The organism is Sphingomonas sp. (assembly GCF_029239295.1).
Lineage (GTDB): Bacteria > Pseudomonadota > Alphaproteobacteria > Sphingomonadales > Sphingomonadaceae > Sphingomonas.
Genome location: NZ_JAQZBC010000026.1, coordinates 1 through 14,702, shown reverse-complemented (window position 1 = coordinate 14,702; position 14,702 = coordinate 1). Strand labels below are relative to the sequence as shown.

Below are 14,702 nucleotides of genomic sequence, written 5' to 3'. Positions count from 1 at the left end.
ATGGCGGTGGAGAAAGGTTCGGCCTTCCTGCTGAAGGTCGGCGACGGGGCGGTGACGCCTGTGTTCGCGACGGTTGCGGGGATGCGCACGACTCAGCTGAGCATCAATGGCGAGGCGGTGGGGGTGACTCACAAGGGATCGGGCGGCTGGCGCGATCTGCTGTCCGGTGCGGGCGTGCGTAGCGTCAGCGTGTCGGCGGCGGGGGTGTTCACCGGATCGTCGGCTGAAACGCGGGTGAAGACCAATGCGCTGGCCGGCACGATCGACGATTACCGGCTGAGCTTCGAAAGCGGCGAGACGCTGACCGGGCGGTTCCTGGTCACCCGGCTGGACTATGCCGGCGATTTCAACGGCGAGCGTAGTTACACCCTGAGCCTGGAAAGCTCCGGCCCGGTGGTGGCAGCGTGAGCGCGGGGAGGCGGCGGCCAATCCGCTGCGCGGTGAGGCGGTGCTGCGCGTGGCGGGCGAAACGCTGGTGCTGCGGCCAAGCTTTGCCGCGCTGGTGGCGGCGGAAGAGGAACTGGGACCGCTGTTCGCATTGGTCGAGCGTGCCGCCGAGGGGCGGCTGGCGCTGGGCGAGATGGTGGGGCTGTTCTGGCATTGCCTGCGGGATCGGCCGGCGGCGCTGACGCGCGACACGCTGGGCGACGCGGTGACGGCGCAGGGGCTGACCCGCGCCATGGCACCGCTGAAGATGCTGATCGGGCAGATACTGGCGGGGCGATGATCGTCGCACAGGCCGCAGCGCGGCCGGCGGGGACGTTCGCCAAGGCGGCGGTGCGGCTGGCGGGACTGTCGGGGGTGCTGTTCGGCTGGACGCCCGACGCCTTCTGGCGGGTGACGCCCGCCGAACTGCGCGCGCCGACAGAGATGCTGGCGGGGGCGCTGGCGGGAACACTGGCAGGAACGCTGATCGGGATGCGAGCACGCCCCCCGACGGCGCGACGCTGGCCCGGCTGAAGGAGCAATTTCCTGATGGATGAGGACATGGATCGCATGCTGGTGAGCGTGCGGGCGGATACCGCCGCCTTTGCGCGCGACGTGGGCGAGATGCGCGCGGCGCTGGAAGGGCCGCTGGCGGTGGGCGCGAATCGGGCGGGACGCGCGATCGAGACGACGCTGGCGCGCGCCGTACGCACCGGCAAGCTGGGGTTCGAGGATCTGAAGAGCGTTGCCCTGTCGGCGATGGGCGAGATCGCGACCCATGCGCTGCGCAGCGGCATCGGCAGCGTGATCGGGGCAGGTGCGGGAGCGGGTGTGGGTGGGGGCGGCTTGGCGAGCGTGTTGCTCGCCGCGCTGGGTGCGCCAGGGCGGGCGACGGGCGGGCCGGTGTCGCCCGGGCGCCCGTTTTGGGTGGGCGAGCGCGGCCCCGAACTGTTCGTGCCGACCGCCAAACGGAGCATGGCGGGTCCGCTCCGTGGACATCGAGCGCTTCAGGATAGCGATCGACCTGGTGGCCTTGCTGCCGTCGAGCGCGACGATGCCGGCGACGTCGGGCCGGGTGCTCCGCCAAGCCGATGCGCCGAGCGGCGCGACGATCCTGCATGCGGCGGAACTGCCGGGCATGGCGAACGAGGGGCGCCGCCCCGCGATCGCGATTGTGGCGGCTGGCAGCACCGCGCACTGGCGGCGCGCGTCGATCCACTACAGCGTCGATGACGGAACGACATGGATCCCGGCCGGTACGACGGCGGCGCCGGGCATTGTCGGAGCGGTTGCTGCGGGGGCAGGGGCGGCGCCCGCCACGCTGGAGGATCGGCGCCACACGATCGAACTGCTGCTGGCGCATGACGGCATGATGCTGACCAGCGCCGATGCCACCGCGCGCGATCGGGGCGCGAACCTGGCGCTGGTCGGCGACGAGCTGCTGCAGTTCGGCACCGTGCGGCAGATAGGACCGCGCCGCTGGCGTGTGTCGGACCTGTGGCGTGGCAGGCGCGGCACCCTCCCCGCGCCGATATCGGCCGGCGCGCGCTTCGTCCTGATCGAGCCCGATGCGCTGCTGTCGATCGCGCCCGATGCCGCGGTCGGGGCCAGTGTTCGTGTCATGGCGCGCGGTGTTGGGGATGACAGCGGGGTCGAGGAGGCGGTGGTGCTGGACGGAGCCTCGATCCTGCCACCAGCCCCGGTGCGCCTCTCCGCCCGCATCGGCGATGGAGTGCTGACGCTGCAGTGGCGGCGGCGCAGCCGGACCGATTGGTCGTGGCGCGACGAAGTAAACACACTGCTGGGAGAAGAGCGCGAAGCGTATCAGGTCACGATCACGACAGCCGCCAGCGAGCCCTGTCATGTCGCGACCGCGCGGCCGGAGCTGGTGGTTCCGCTCGCCACGCTCGGCAGCGCGCCGGTTCACGTTGCGGTGCGGCAGATCGGCAACAATGGCGCGTCGCGGGCGGCGCTGCTGACACTTTGAGGGGATCTGAAATGGTGAGTGTGACGCCGCGGCTGTCGCTGCCGCTCCTGCATGCAGGCCAGGCGCAGAAAGAGACTGATCACAATGAGGCACTGGCGCTGATCGACCTGGCGCTTCACGCCAGTGTCGAGGCGGTCGGGGTGAACGAGCCGCCAGAGGAACCGACCGAAGGGCAATGCTGGATCGTCGGTTCGGCTCCAATCGGCGCGTGGGAGGGCTACTACAACGCGCTAGCAGGGTGGACCGCCGGTGGGTGGCGGTTCCTTGTTCCCCGCTTCGGCATGACGGTGACCTGCCGCGAGGATGGCCTGGTTGCGCGCTTTGAAGACGGAAATTGGATTGTCGGGGAACTACATGCGGGCGCAGTTTTTGTCGGCGGAACCCGCGTGGTCGCGGCGCAACAGCCCGCCATTTCGGACCCAACTGTCGGAACTAACGTCGATTCCTCCGCACGGGCCACTCTTTCCCTTGTTCTGGAGGCGCTTCGGGCGCACGGTTTGATCGCTCGATGAGGGTGTGTCAAACGTGCAACAGTCGGCCGTTTTTGTTGCCTTGCGTGGAAACTATCCCTTCTTTACTGAGTTAGCACTGTCCGTAGTGACACCATGGAAAGGGGAATTTTTATGCGGAAGCTTGCCGTAGTTCTGGCATTCGCTTCTACCGCACTCGCCTCGCCTGCACTTGCCCGCGACAACGCGTGGTATGTAGGCGCCGAGTTCGGTGGGATGATCGTCGAGGACATCGAGTACGACATCACCGCCGCCACCAGCGGCACCGGCACCGTCGATAGCAAGTATGGCTATGACGTCGGTGGCATCACCGGTTACGACTTCGGCAGCTTCCGACTGGAAGCAGAAGTCGCTTACAAGTCGGCAGTCGTTGACGGTTATTCGTCGACCGTCGGCACGCCGGCTTTCCCGGGCACCGCAGCTCCGGGCACCTATGACTTCGCTGGCGGCCGTACCTCGGCGCTGAGCTTCATGGTCAACGGTTTGCTGGACTTCGGTGACGATGACAGCATCCAGGGCTTCATCGGCGGCGGTGTCGGTGTGGCACGCGTCAAGTCGCGTATCGCTCTGAACCAGCGTGGCAGCTTCCTCGACGACTCTGACACCGTGTTCGCATGGCAGGGTATCGCAGGTGTGCGCGCTCCGCTGACCGACAACCTCGATGCAACGCTGAAGTATCGCTTCTTCAACGCGAGCAACGTGAAGCTGGTCGACTTCCAGAACCGTGCCTTCGACGGCCGTTTCCGGTCGCACAGCATCCTGGGCGGTCTGACCTACAACTTCGGCGAGCCGGTTGCACCGCCGCCGCCGCCGCCGCCGCCGCCGCCTCCCCCGCCGCCGCCGCCGCCGCCGCCGCCGCCGGAAGTGGTGTGCTCGCCGGGTCCGTTCATTGTCTTCTTCGAGTGGGACAAGTCGGACATCACGCCTGAGGCAGCGTCGATCCTCGACAACGCCGTGACCCAGTACCAGACCTGCGGCAACGCCCAGGTGATGGTCGCCGGTTACACCGACCGTTCGGGTTCGGCTCAGTACAACGTCGGTCTCTCGCAGCGTCGCGCTGACGCGGTGAAGTCGTACCTCGAATCGAAGTCGATCCCGGGTAACGTCATCACCACCGAAGCGTTCGGTGAGAGCAACCCGCGCGTGCCGACCGCAGACGGCGTCCGCGAGGTTCAGAACCGTCGCGTGGAGGTTACCTACGGCCCCGGCGCGGGCATGTAAGACCTTCGTCGATCGGACGAAAAGAGAGAGGGGTCGGTTCGCCGGCCCCTCTTTTTTTGTACCTGCTCGGTCGGGGTATGGCGGACGTGAGCCCGGTTCGGTCGGACACGTCGGGACGGGGATGCGGGATCGACTTGCGGCAGGGCGGCCCGCTTGCCCGTCCTCGCGGTCGGGTGTTGTTGCGCCGGCATCAACTAGGTTGCCGCCGAGTGACGCGGCTTTGGGGCAGAGGCAGGTTCTAGGCCGCGCCTCTTCCGCGTCGGTCTGGCACCGCAAAGCGATCCCAGTGCTCGGCGCCTCGGCTCGGCATGAACGGTTTCAAGGGGTGCCCAGCACCGGCAGTGACGGGCAGCGCGGCCTCAGTCGCTGTGACCGGTCACCCGAGTGACATGGCCCATCTTACGGCCCGGGCGGACTTCACGCTTACCGTAGAGGTGCAGGTGCGCGCCGACCTCCGCCAACACGTCAGCCCAGCCATCAGCCTCGGCACCGATCAGATTGTCCATCGTCACGTGGCGGCCGGTTAGGGTGACGCTGCCCAAGGGCAGGCCAAGGATGGCGCGAACGTGATTCTCGAACTGCGACGTCTCCGCGCCTTCGATCGTCCAATGGCCCGAATTGTGAACGCGCGGCGCCATTTCGTTGAACACGGGGCCGTCGGCGGTCGCGAAGAACTCGCACGTCAGGACGCCGACATGTCCAAGCGCGTCGGCAATCCGGCCGGTCAGCGCTGCGGCCTCTGTCCAGTGCGCGGCGATCTCTGCCGGCGCGGGCACGGTGGAACGCGACAGGATGCCGTCCACATGTTCGTTCCATGCAGGCGGATAGCTGACTATCGTGCCATCATGACCGCGCACCAGGATGATCGAGAACTCGTGGGTGAACGGAACCAAGGCCTCGAGCACCGCAGGCCCGCCGACCGCCTCCCACGCGGCATCGGCCTCTGACGGATCGCTGATCCTTGCCTGTCCCTTGCCGTCATAGCCCATGCGGGTGGTCTTGAGGATCGCCGGCGTGCCGATCCGTTCAATCGCGGCATCGAGCGCCGCGCGCGTGTCTACTGGCGCCCAACGAGCCGGCTTCCCGCCGAGATCCTCGACAAAGCTTTTCTCGGCCGCGCGATCCTGAGCCACGCGCAAGCTGGTCGGGGAGGGGTGGACGGGGACACGATCCGCCAGCCACTCGACCGGTTCGGCAGCGATATTCTCGAACTCGTAGGTGACCACGTCGCATTGCGCGGCGAAATCGGCGAGCACGACGCGGTTGTGGTAGTCGGCGCGGGTGAGCGACGAGGCGGTTTGTGCCGCCACGCTTTCGCGGTCGGGCGCCAGAACATGTGTTCGATAGCCGAGCTGCGCCGCGGCGGTGGCGATCATTCGCCCCAATTGTCCGCCGCCGAGGATCCCGATGGTCGAGCCTGGAGGCAGAGGGTTCACTGGGGCTGCTCCACCACGTTGTCGGTCTGCGCCGCCCGCCACGCCTTCAGCCGCTCCGCCAACGCGGGATCGGAGATAGCGAGAATGGCAGCGGCGAGTAGGCCGGAGTTGATTGCGCCAGCCTTGCCGATCGCCAGCGTTCCCACCGGTATGCCGCCAGGCATCTGAACGATCGACAGCAGACTATCCATGCCCTTCAGCGCGTGGGATTCGACGGGCACACCAAGGACCGGCAGATGCGTCATCGCCGCGGCCATGCCGGGCAAATGAGCCGCGCCGCCAGCGCCGGCGATCAGCACCTTGAGCCCGCGATCCGCCGCGCCCGTTGCATAGTCATACAGCCGCTGCGGCGTACGGTGGGCGGAGACGACGCGTGTTTCGTGCGGGATCTCCAGCGCGGTGAGAATGTCGGCAGCGTGCCGCATTGTCTCCCAGTCCGAGGTGGAACCCATGATGATGCCGACGTGCGCCATTGCCGGCGGTTAGCGAGCGGGGCGCGGCAGGGCAACAGTCAGTGTGCGCTCCTGCGCTTTACCGATCGCGGTGGAACATCGGGTGGATGGCGATGGCCCGTTCCACGTCGCGATCGACGACGCGCGCCGTTGCTCGCTGGATCAGCCGCTGCGCGCTTCGCCAGGGACGAAGGTCGCCGTGACGTTGCCGATCACCGCGCAACAGCCGGCTGCCCCATCCCTCGATCGCCGGGATGGTCGCGGCGGCATCCGTTCCCGACAGAACGAGCGAGGGGAAGGGGAGCGCCGTCGCTGGTGACGCGAAGGGCTGGCGCTCACCGGCGCCGTCCTCCGGCGGATCGAACAACAGCGCGCCGGCGATCCGCGAAACATAGCTGGCCGGGGAGAGCCGCGCCCACCACGAGGCGGCGTGGCAGCCGAGCCCTTCCGCGACCAGAACCACCGTCCGATCGGCGCGCATCACGGCAGCATCGAGTTGCGCGGCCCACAGGCTACGCCGATCGCCATCGTGAAGCACGACGTGATCATCGCCCTCCGCCGGCCAGCGCAAACGCGTGTTCCACGCCGGGGCGCCGCTGTCGGTAGCGGCGATCGTGATGATCGACCAATGGTTTGGCATGACGGCCGTCGCGCTCGACATGGCGTCCACTCCATCCTGTTCGTGGAGCGACTATCCAGGATTCGAGCGCTTGCGGCAATGCCGTGCCTGGAATGACGCCGTTGGGCTGGCGTCGCGGCTCAGTCGCTGGGTCAGCGGAAGGAGAGAGAGGTGGTTCCGTCGACCGTACCGTCGGCGCCAAACCGACGCTCGATAATCGATCCGTGCCCCTGATTGTCGACCGCGATCACGGTGCTGCACCGTGTTCCATAGATTGGGTCGCGGATGAAGATCGGGCGTTCGCCCGTTGGTGCAGGCGCCTCGTCCACGAGGAGGTCTAGCAGGCGATCAACGGATTGCCCCGCGGTGAGCCAACTCGCCAGCCCGGTCGTGACCGCCCGGGTGCGCAGCGATGGTGGGTCCAGCGGACCGTTGGAGATGCCGTGCAGACCCGGTGTCAGTACGCGGCGGGCACTTACCGGCTGATTGGTGCAATATTCTGCCGCAAGGCCACAGGTGATCAGGCTGAAGCCGCCATAGGCGCACAGTTGATCATCCGTTGGCACGGTGCCGTCGCGCAGGTAATCCGTCACCAGCGCGCCACGCGAGGGTGCATCCTCGCCCCGGGGATGGCCAGCGGCGTTGGTCACCACTGCGAAGCGGCCGGGGTCCGACACGCCGATCCAGGTTCCGCCGGACAAGAGATCACGCCCGGCCGCGATGGCCGGCGCATCTGCCCAGCGCGCGAGCGGGGCGGAGGGGCGCGCATGATATTCATCGCGGTTCGCCGCGACGACCAAGCGCCAGCGGGGGTGGGCGCGATATGCCACCGCGACCACACACATCAGCGCGTTTCCCCGGCCAAGGCTAGCATGGGCCGTACCTCGACGTGGCAGTGGGAAAAGTGCTCATCCGCCGAACGCTCGATCGCGCAGGCCACGCCAAACCCGCAGGGCCTGGAGCGTCTCCGGCACATCGTGAACGCGCAGCAACTGTACGCCCGCTTCGGCGCCCTTGAGCGCGAGGGCGACCGAGCCACCCAGCCGCTCGCCGACCGGTGCCTCGTTGGACAAGGCGCCGATCAGGCGCTTGCGGCTCGCCCCCAGCATGATCGGGCAACCCAGCCCGTGGAACATGGCCAGCGCATTGATGAGGGCGAGATTGTCCTGCAGCGACTTGCCGAAGCCGATGCCGGGATCGACGATGATCCGGGAACGATCAATGCCGGCCGCCGTGAGCGCGTCTATGCGCGCATCGAGCCAGTCGAACACCTCCATCGCGACATTGCGGTAGGCCGCGGCGCCATGGCCGCCCTTTTCCGGATCGGGCGAGTGCATCACGATCACGGGGCAGCCGGCACGCGCGACCACCTCAACGGCGCGCTTGTCCCACAAGAGGGCGGAGACGTCGTTCACGATCGCAGCCCCGGCGGATAGCGCGCGCTCCATGACGAGCGCCTTGCGCGTGTCGATCGACACCAGCGCCCCGGCACGCGCCAGCCGGTCGATCACGGGAACGACACGCGCCGCCTCGTCTTCTTCCCAGACCGCGGCTGCACCGGGGCGGGTGGATTCGCCGCCGACGTCGATCAGCGCAGCGCCGGCACCAGCCATTTCCATCCCTGCCGCCGCCGCGGCGGCAGGATCGTCCCGGTGCGTACCGCCGTCCGAGAAGCTGTCGGGCGTGATGTTCAGGATCGCGGCGACGACGGGCTGGTCGAACCGAAGCGTGCGTTCGCCAAGTTCCAGCGCGGGCCGCGCCGCAACGAAGCGTGCATGGAGGGCGGTGGCGCGGGCGCCAAGCCGTTCGATCTCTGCCACCGGAACGATACGCTTCGTGCCGGCATCCTGCACTTCATAGGCAGCGAACCACTGCATTCCGCCGGCAAGCCGCGCCACCGCACCATCATCATAAGCGAAGGGTGCGTCGACAAAATGGACCGGGCGAAGGTGCATGGGCGTCTTTCTGTTGAGACGGGCCTTCTGCGGCGAAGAGGGGCGGGGGGCAAGCGAGGCGGCGTGATGACGATGAGGGGGGCCGACTGACCATTTGTGGAGAGGGCCAATTCGCGCGGGGTCAGCTGCGATCGAGATCTGGGCCGTGGCCGACGACGCGAACTTCGCACGAGGCTCTGGAATAGGAATTCGACCGCCGCCGACTTCGAAGGTGCAACGTACTGCGCCGACGGCGGGTGGCGCGAACCTGACCACTCGGGGAAGCGTTCCCCGAGCAATCAGCGAATGCTCAGACCTGGGTCGCGAGCAAATAGGTCTGGCGCAGGGCGTCGATCGGCTTGAGCGCGCCATCGACCTCATAATGCCAGAAGCTCCAGCCATTGCAGGTCGGCGCGCCCTGCAGGGTAGCGCCAAGCTTGTGGATCGATCCGGTGGTGCCGCAGTCGGACGCGAGGCTGCCGTCGGCGCACACAGTCGCGCGGAACCGCCGCTTTGCATCCACCACGATGCTGCCGGCGGGCAGGTAGCAGTTTTCCACCAGCACGCCGAAGGCGACCTTGGGCTGCTGCTTGGGGCTTTGCATCGTGCGCAGCGCCGACTCGTCGAGCGGCAGGGCGGCATCAATGCGCGCCTGAGCGGCGTCGATGTACACGCCCTCACGCTCGATGCCGATCCAGCGACGGCCGAGGCGCTTTGCCACGGCGCCCGTCGTCCCGGTGCCGAAGAAGGGGTCAAGGACGACATCGCCCGGCTTCGTGCAGGCGAGAAGGACGCGGTAGATGAGCGCCTCCGGCTTCTGCGTGGGGTGCACCTTGTGCCCGTCAGCACCCTTCAGTCGTTCCTGGCCACCACAGATCGGGAATTCCCAATCCGAGCGCATCTGAAGCTCGTCGTTCAGCGTCTTCATTGAGCGATAGTTGAAGGTGTACTTCGCCTTCTCGCCCTTGGACGCCCAGATCAGCGTTTCATGCGCATTGGTGAAGCGCGTGCCGCGGAAATTGGGCATCGGATTGTTCTTGCGCCAGACGATGTCGTTCAGGATCCAATAGCCCAGATCCTGTACCGCCGTGCCGACCCGGAAGATGTTGTGATAGCTGCCGATCACCCAGATCGTGCCGTTGTCCTTCAGAATACGATGCGCCTCCGCCAGCCAGGCGCGCGTGAACGCATCATAGGCCGCGAACGTATCGAACTTGTCCCAATCGTCGGTGACGGCATCCACATGGCTGCCGTCCGGACGAAACAGCTCACCCCCGAGCTGCAGATTGTACGGCGGATCGGCGAAGATCATGTCCACCGACTTCGCCGGCAGCGCACGCATCTGCGCGATGCAATCACCCGTCAGAATCCGGTCGAGCGGCAGGACGGCAGCCTCTGCCGTATCCTTTCCCGACGTCTTGGCCGGGGCGCGACGCACGCGCGTTTTCTCAATGACACTCATGCGGTTCCCCCTTCTCGCACGCGACCGTCGCCGCGTGGTGGACTCGCCGTCAAGCGATCAATGGTTAATCATGAAAGCTGCGGAAACGTTAAAGTCGCGGAACATTCCGGGCCCGCTCCAACATGTTGAGTCAACCGCAGGTGCGAGACTCTAGCAATGGGGTGTGGCGCAAAAGACTCAGAACGGAAGAACCGTCTGCGCCACGGGTGCGAAGCTCCGTCGATGGAGCGGGGAGGGGCCGTGTTCAGCCAATGCGCGGCGGTGAGTGGCGCAACCGTACCCCTTGTTGGAGGCCCAATTGTAGTGCGGATATGATTCGTGATGCCGAATCATGATCGTGTCGCGCGTGTGCTTGGCGACGATCGATGCGGCGGCGATCGAACGGCTCAGCGCGTCGCCACCGACGATCGGTGTTGCCGCATAGCCCCAGCGTGGCAGCCGGTTCCCGTCCACCAGGACATGCCCCGGAGCACAGCCGAGCGTCGCGGCGAGCTGATCCACCGCGACGGTCATCGCCTTCATCGTCGCCCAGTAGATGTTGAGCGTGTCGATCTCGTCCGCTTCGATGATGCCGACGCCGACGGCCGCGCAGTCCAGAAGCCGGCCGCACAATCGCGCGCGCTCGTTCGCGGACAGCTTCTTCGAATCGTCGATACCTCGGGGCACGCCCTTGTCGGGCAAGATCACGGCGGCTGCCACGACCGGCCCCGCCAGCGGACCGCGGCCAGCCTCGTCCACGCCGGCGACGGGTGCGAGATACAGGCGTTCGTGCTTCAGGCCGGGCATATTGGGGAAGTGGCTTTCTCAGGGTGGATTGTGTTCGCCCATAGCAAAATGGCGCCGCCAGCCGAAGTGCGGATCATCGCCTGTTCGCCTCGTGTGATCTGTTGCGGAACCGCATCGACACTGCGACGGTATTCCATCTGCTTACCCTTCCGAGGAGTTATCGTGATCTCGCGCAGCCCGTTCGTTGCGGCCCTGCTGGCCGCCACCGCCTGTTCCGCAGAGCCGCAGACCGGCAATGCGACGAATACTCCCACCGCGGCCACCAGCGCCAAGCCGTTTGTCGAGACGGTGGTTGCCGATTTCGATGCGCCATGGGCGATGACGTTCCTGCCCGATGGCCGCATGCTGGTGACGGAAAAGGACGGACGGCTTCTGCTGGTGTCGGCGGACGGCACAGCGCGCCAGACGATCGCGACCCTCACCGTCGATTCGGCGGGTCAGGGCGGGTTGATGGACGTCGTCCTGGCGCCGGATTTTGCCCAGTCGAAGCGGGTTTACCTCAGCTGGTCCGCCACCGGCCCGGGCGGCAAGGGCGTTGTCCTGGCGCGCGGCGTGCTTGATGATTCGACCGCCGGCGCGGCCAAGCTGCGCCAGATCGAGGAGCTGTTTCGGGCAACGCCGTTTGTCGAAGGGAACGGCCACTATTCGGGGCGCATCGCCTTCTCGCCCGACGGCCGCTACCTGTTCTTCACCAACGGCGAGCGCCAGAAGTTCGACCCAGCGCAGGACCCCAAGGCTACATTGGGCAAGGTCCTTCGCCTGACTCTGGAAGGAAAGCCGGCGGGGGGTAACCCGCTGGCGGCGAAGGGCTTCCACCCGGCGGTGTGGAGCTATGGCCATCGCAATCTGCTCGGCATCGCCTTCGATGCGCAGGGCAACCTGTGGGAGCAGGAGATGGGACCCAAGGGCGGCGACGAGCTGAACCTCGTCCTGCCGGGCCGCAACTATGGCTATCCGAAGGTGTCGAACGGCGACCATTATGACGGCCGCCCGATCCCCGACCATGCGCCGGGTGACGGCTTCGAAGCGCCCAAGGTGTTCTGGACGCCGGTGATCTCGCCGGGCGGGCTGATGATCTATTCGGGCAATCTGTTCCCGCAGTGGAAGGGCGATGCCTTTATCGGCGGTCTATCGTCCAAGGCGCTGGTGCGCGTCGATCTGGACGGCACCAACGCGCGCAAGGGCGATCAATGGGACATGGGTGCGCGCATCCGTGAGGTGGAGCAGGGGCCCGACGGATCGATCTACGTGCTGGAAGATGGCGCGCAGGGATCGCAGGGCCGGATGCTGCGGCTCACCCCCGCGCGATGAGATAGTTCATGCGCGCCGAGGCGATCGGCTTGGCCCGGCTTTCCTGCCAGGCGATCGCCTCGACGTTGGCAATGCGATTGCCGAGCCGCGTGACGGTGCCCGCCGCGTAGGTGAGCCGTTCCCGCCCGCCGCGCATGAAATCGATGGTGACGTTGATCGGCTTTACCCGCCGGTTGGCGTCACTGCCACTTTCGCTCGCCATCTGATGCCGCAGGGCGGCGAGCGCTGCCATTTCGATGAGTCCGGTTATCGCCCCGCCCTGGACGAAGCCGGGGCGGCCGATCACGGCGGGGCCAAAGGGCATGGCGAGGATGGGAAGGCCGTTTTCCCATTCCAACGTGGCGCCGAGCAGGTCGGCATAGGGGGGAAGCTTCATGCCCCCTCTCCCAGAAACATGAAGGTGCCGGACACGTGCGCGACGGGGTCGTTCGGATCGCCATCGTGCGCCTGACCGCGTACGAAGCTGATCGACCGCTTGATCGCATAGCATTCGCCATGGCCGATCACTGTGCGCCCCGGCGTGGCCGGGCGCAGGTAATCCACCCGGAGGTCCAGCGTCGCATGCGGTACGAAGCGGCCCAGCTTTCGCATCGTCGCCAGGCTGGTCGCGATATCCATCAAGGCGAAGATCGGACCCGAAGCGATCACGCCACTGTCCTCATCGCCGATCATATCGGGATGATAGGGAAGGGTCAGTTCGCACCAGTCGGGTCCGTGTGCGTGGTAGGCGATGCCGAGCCGCCCGCCATGGCCGCCGAAGCGGACGTCTTCCATACCGGGCAGGTCGCCCAATGCCGTCTCGATCTTCATGCAGGCGCTGATACACCCGCACCCTGACAGCGCAATATTGGCGGCATTGATGCAGGCCGCAGGGTTGTCTAAGTCGATCGTATCAATTTGCGGGAGAGCGAGATGGAAGAGCGCGTTACGATCACGGTCGACAATGGCATCGCCGACGTGCGGCTGAACCGTCCGGACAAGATGAATGCCCTCGATCCCGCGATGTTCGCCGGCATCAATGCTGCGATCGAGCGGTTGGCCGGCATGAAGGAAGTGCGCGTTGCCGTACTATCCGGCGAAGGGCGCGCGTTCTGCGCGGGCCTCGACATGGGTTCAATGGCCGCTGGCGGCTCCGGTAACGATCTGGGCAAGCGCAGCCACGGCGTCGCGAACACGGCGCAGAATGTCGCCTGGGGCTGGCGTACCTTGCCGATGCCGGTGATCGCCGCGGTTCATGGCGTTGCGCTGGGCGGTGGTTTCCAGATCATGTCGGGCGCCTGCGTTCGCATCGCCCGGCCGGACACGCGCATGTCGATCCGCGAGACCTATTGGGGGCTGGTGCCGGACATGGCAGGCCTCGCGCTGTGGCGGACGTTGGCACGCGATGATGTGCTTCGCGACCTCACCTATAGTGCGCGCGAATTCACCGGTGAGCAGGCCGAGCGTTATGGCTTCGTCACGCGACTGGCGGACGATCCACGCGCCGCCGCGTTCGAACTGGCGCGCGAGATCGCGGGTCGCAATCCCGATGCCGTGAAGGCATCCAAGCGGCTGATCAACCTGATGGCGGGTGGCGATACGGCAACGGTATTGCAGGGTGAGAGCGACGAGCAGGTCAAGCTGATGCGTTCGCCCAACCAGGTGGAGGCGGTGAAGGCCCATATGGAGAAGCGGGCACCCGTGTTCGTCGACTGAGCCGCTTGCGCCCGTCGCTGGTCATGGAAGCCGGAGACGGGCGCCTGGGATAATCGGCACAAAAAGCCGCCTCGTCGGTTGTACCCTCCGGCTCATCTCGGAGGATATTGATCATGGCTGACGCACTTACTGGCGACATCAACTCGATCACGGGCAAGGTTAAGGAAACCGCGGGCGCGGCAACGAACGACCGTTCGATGCAGGCAAGCGGCATGTTCGATCAGCTGAAAGGTTCGGTGCAGAAGGCGATGGCGCCCGGCACCGATGGCCAGCCGGCTGTCGTCGGGCAGGCAAAGGCCTTCGCCAAGGAGCGCCCATGGGCCACGGCAGCGCTGGTAGGCGTACTGGGCCTGGCAACGCTAGGCACGCTGCGCGGCAAATAAGCCTGCGCCATAACAGGTGAATGCGGGTTTTTGGTGCCGCCGGTGGCTAAGCTGCCGGCAGGCACCTAGCCTGCGGGTAAAGGGGCAGACCCGCTGGAGCGGTGGATCGCTTGAGACGCCCTTAGTCGCCCTTTACCTGAACTGCTTTCAACCGCTCTACGAAGGCCGTGGGCAGTGGTTCGGTTTTCGGATCCGTCATCACGATCGTAGTGTCGCACGTCGCGATGCAGATGCCGGACTGAAAGGCAGCGGCAAGCATTTCGAAGCTGCGATTGCCGATGCGGCCGATCCCCAGCGCGATCTCGACGTCTTCGGGAAAGCTGCCTTCCGCCAGGTAATTGATTTCGTTGCGAGCAACGACAGCACGGAACGAGCCGTCTGCCATCATGCCGCGGTTCACTCGCCCGAGTTCCTGATTCATGCGCACCCGTGCATCCTCGAACAGCGCTGCGTAGGCGACATTGTTGAGGTGACCCATGGT

At 66.3% G+C, this 14,702-nt stretch carries 20 protein-coding genes; 10 read left to right on the top strand and 10 right to left on the bottom strand.

Annotation, left to right across the window (positions count from 1 at the left end; genetic code table 11):
• From K0S66_RS16070 to K0S66_RS16040, 7 genes are all read left to right on the top strand, one after another.
• Positions 1–408, top strand: a complete 408-nt coding sequence (locus tag K0S66_RS16070) for a phage tail protein (RefSeq protein WP_301076505.1) — start codon at positions 1–3, stop codon at positions 406–408.
• Between the two features lie 25 nt (positions 409–433).
• Positions 434–727 carry a gene transfer agent family protein gene (locus K0S66_RS16065; RefSeq protein WP_301076504.1) on the top strand — a complete coding sequence of 98 codons (294 nt, stop codon included), beginning with the start codon at positions 434–436 and terminating at the stop codon, positions 725–727.
• Entirely contained in the window at positions 724–960 is a 237-nt protein-coding gene (locus tag K0S66_RS16060; protein ID WP_301076487.1) for a phage tail assembly chaperone, read from the top strand. The genes K0S66_RS16065 and K0S66_RS16060 overlap by 4 nt, the downstream gene beginning before the upstream one ends.
• A gap of 15 nt (positions 961–975) precedes the next feature.
• Positions 976–1,659, top strand: a complete 684-nt coding sequence (locus K0S66_RS16055) for a tail tape measure protein (protein WP_301076486.1) — start codon at positions 976–978, stop codon at positions 1,657–1,659.
• Entirely contained in the window at positions 1,565–2,413 is an 849-nt protein-coding gene (locus tag K0S66_RS16050) for a hypothetical protein (RefSeq protein WP_301076485.1), read from the top strand. Before K0S66_RS16055 ends, K0S66_RS16050 begins: the two co-directional genes overlap by 95 nt.
• Before the next feature lie 11 nt (positions 2,414–2,424).
• Entirely contained in the window at positions 2,425–2,925 is a 501-nt protein-coding gene (locus K0S66_RS16045; RefSeq protein WP_301076484.1) for a DUF2793 domain-containing protein, read from the top strand.
• 111 nt (positions 2,926–3,036) lie between these two features.
• Positions 3,037–4,143 carry an OmpA family protein gene (locus tag K0S66_RS16040; RefSeq protein WP_301076483.1) on the top strand — a complete coding sequence of 369 codons (1,107 nt, stop codon included), beginning with the start codon at positions 3,037–3,039 and terminating at the stop codon, positions 4,141–4,143.
• Positions 4,144–4,502: 359 nt separating this feature from the next.
• Here K0S66_RS16040 and K0S66_RS16035 read toward each other — a convergent pair whose 3' ends face one another.
• From K0S66_RS16035 to K0S66_RS16005, 7 genes are all read right to left on the bottom strand, one after another.
• Positions 4,503–5,579: a 5-(carboxyamino)imidazole ribonucleotide synthase gene (locus K0S66_RS16035; protein ID WP_301076482.1), complete on the bottom strand. Its 1,077-nt coding sequence runs from the start codon at positions 5,577–5,579 to the stop codon at positions 4,503–4,505.
• Entirely contained in the window at positions 5,576–6,052 is a 477-nt protein-coding gene (gene purE / locus K0S66_RS16030) for a 5-(carboxyamino)imidazole ribonucleotide mutase (RefSeq protein ID WP_301076481.1), read from the bottom strand. The genes K0S66_RS16035 and purE overlap by 4 nt, the downstream gene beginning before the upstream one ends.
• Positions 6,053–6,110: 58 nt before the next feature.
• On the bottom strand, positions 6,111–6,692 hold the full coding sequence (locus K0S66_RS16025) for an alpha/beta hydrolase (RefSeq protein WP_301076480.1): 582 nt from the start codon (positions 6,690–6,692) through the stop codon (positions 6,111–6,113).
• 110 nt (positions 6,693–6,802) lie between these two features.
• Positions 6,803–7,495, bottom strand: coding sequence for an NRDE family protein (locus K0S66_RS16020; protein ID WP_301076479.1), 693 nt, complete (start codon positions 7,493–7,495; stop codon positions 6,803–6,805).
• A gap of 63 nt (positions 7,496–7,558) precedes the next feature.
• Positions 7,559–8,605, bottom strand: a complete 1,047-nt coding sequence (folP, locus tag K0S66_RS16015) for a dihydropteroate synthase (protein ID WP_301076478.1) — start codon at positions 8,603–8,605, stop codon at positions 7,559–7,561.
• Positions 8,606–8,894: 289 nt separating this feature from the next.
• The gene (locus tag K0S66_RS16010) at positions 8,895–10,046 is read right to left on the bottom strand and encodes a site-specific DNA-methyltransferase (RefSeq protein WP_301076477.1); all 1,152 of its coding nucleotides are present in this window, start codon (positions 10,044–10,046) and stop codon (positions 8,895–8,897) included.
• Positions 10,047–10,223: 177 nt separating this feature from the next.
• Complete coding sequence (locus K0S66_RS16005; RefSeq protein ID WP_301076476.1) at positions 10,224–10,832, bottom strand: ribonuclease HII; 609 nt, start codon at positions 10,830–10,832, stop codon at positions 10,224–10,226.
• A gap of 165 nt (positions 10,833–10,997) precedes the next feature.
• Here K0S66_RS16005 and K0S66_RS16000 point away from each other — a divergent pair, with 165 nt between their 5' ends.
• Entirely contained in the window at positions 10,998–12,143 is a 1,146-nt protein-coding gene (locus K0S66_RS16000; RefSeq protein WP_301076503.1) for a PQQ-dependent sugar dehydrogenase, read from the top strand.
• Here K0S66_RS16000 and K0S66_RS15995 read toward each other — a convergent pair.
• Together K0S66_RS15995 and K0S66_RS15990 are read right to left on the bottom strand one after the other, a co-directional pair.
• Positions 12,127–12,519 carry a PaaI family thioesterase gene (locus K0S66_RS15995; protein ID WP_301076475.1) on the bottom strand — a complete coding sequence of 131 codons (393 nt, stop codon included), beginning with the start codon at positions 12,517–12,519 and terminating at the stop codon, positions 12,127–12,129. The two genes, K0S66_RS16000 and K0S66_RS15995, sit on opposite strands and share 17 nt — an antisense overlap.
• Positions 12,516–12,953 carry a PaaI family thioesterase gene (locus K0S66_RS15990; protein ID WP_301076474.1) on the bottom strand — a complete coding sequence of 146 codons (438 nt, stop codon included), beginning with the start codon at positions 12,951–12,953 and terminating at the stop codon, positions 12,516–12,518. The genes K0S66_RS15995 and K0S66_RS15990 overlap by 4 nt, the downstream gene beginning before the upstream one ends.
• A 102-nt stretch (positions 12,954–13,055) precedes the next feature.
• Here K0S66_RS15990 and K0S66_RS15985 point away from each other — a divergent pair, with 102 nt between their 5' ends.
• Both K0S66_RS15985 and K0S66_RS15980 read left to right on the top strand, forming a co-directional pair.
• Positions 13,056–13,838: a crotonase/enoyl-CoA hydratase family protein gene (locus K0S66_RS15985; protein WP_301076473.1), complete on the top strand. Its 783-nt coding sequence runs from the start codon at positions 13,056–13,058 to the stop codon at positions 13,836–13,838.
• A gap of 113 nt (positions 13,839–13,951) precedes the next feature.
• On the top strand, positions 13,952–14,221 hold the full coding sequence (locus K0S66_RS15980; protein WP_301076472.1) for a CsbD family protein: 270 nt from the start codon (positions 13,952–13,954) through the stop codon (positions 14,219–14,221).
• A 121-nt stretch (positions 14,222–14,342) separates the two neighbouring features.
• Here the strand turns inward: K0S66_RS15980 and K0S66_RS15975 are convergent.
• Positions 14,343–14,702: acyl-CoA thioesterase (locus tag K0S66_RS15975; protein ID WP_301076471.1), on the bottom strand; the 360-nt coding region annotated here is incomplete at its 5' end.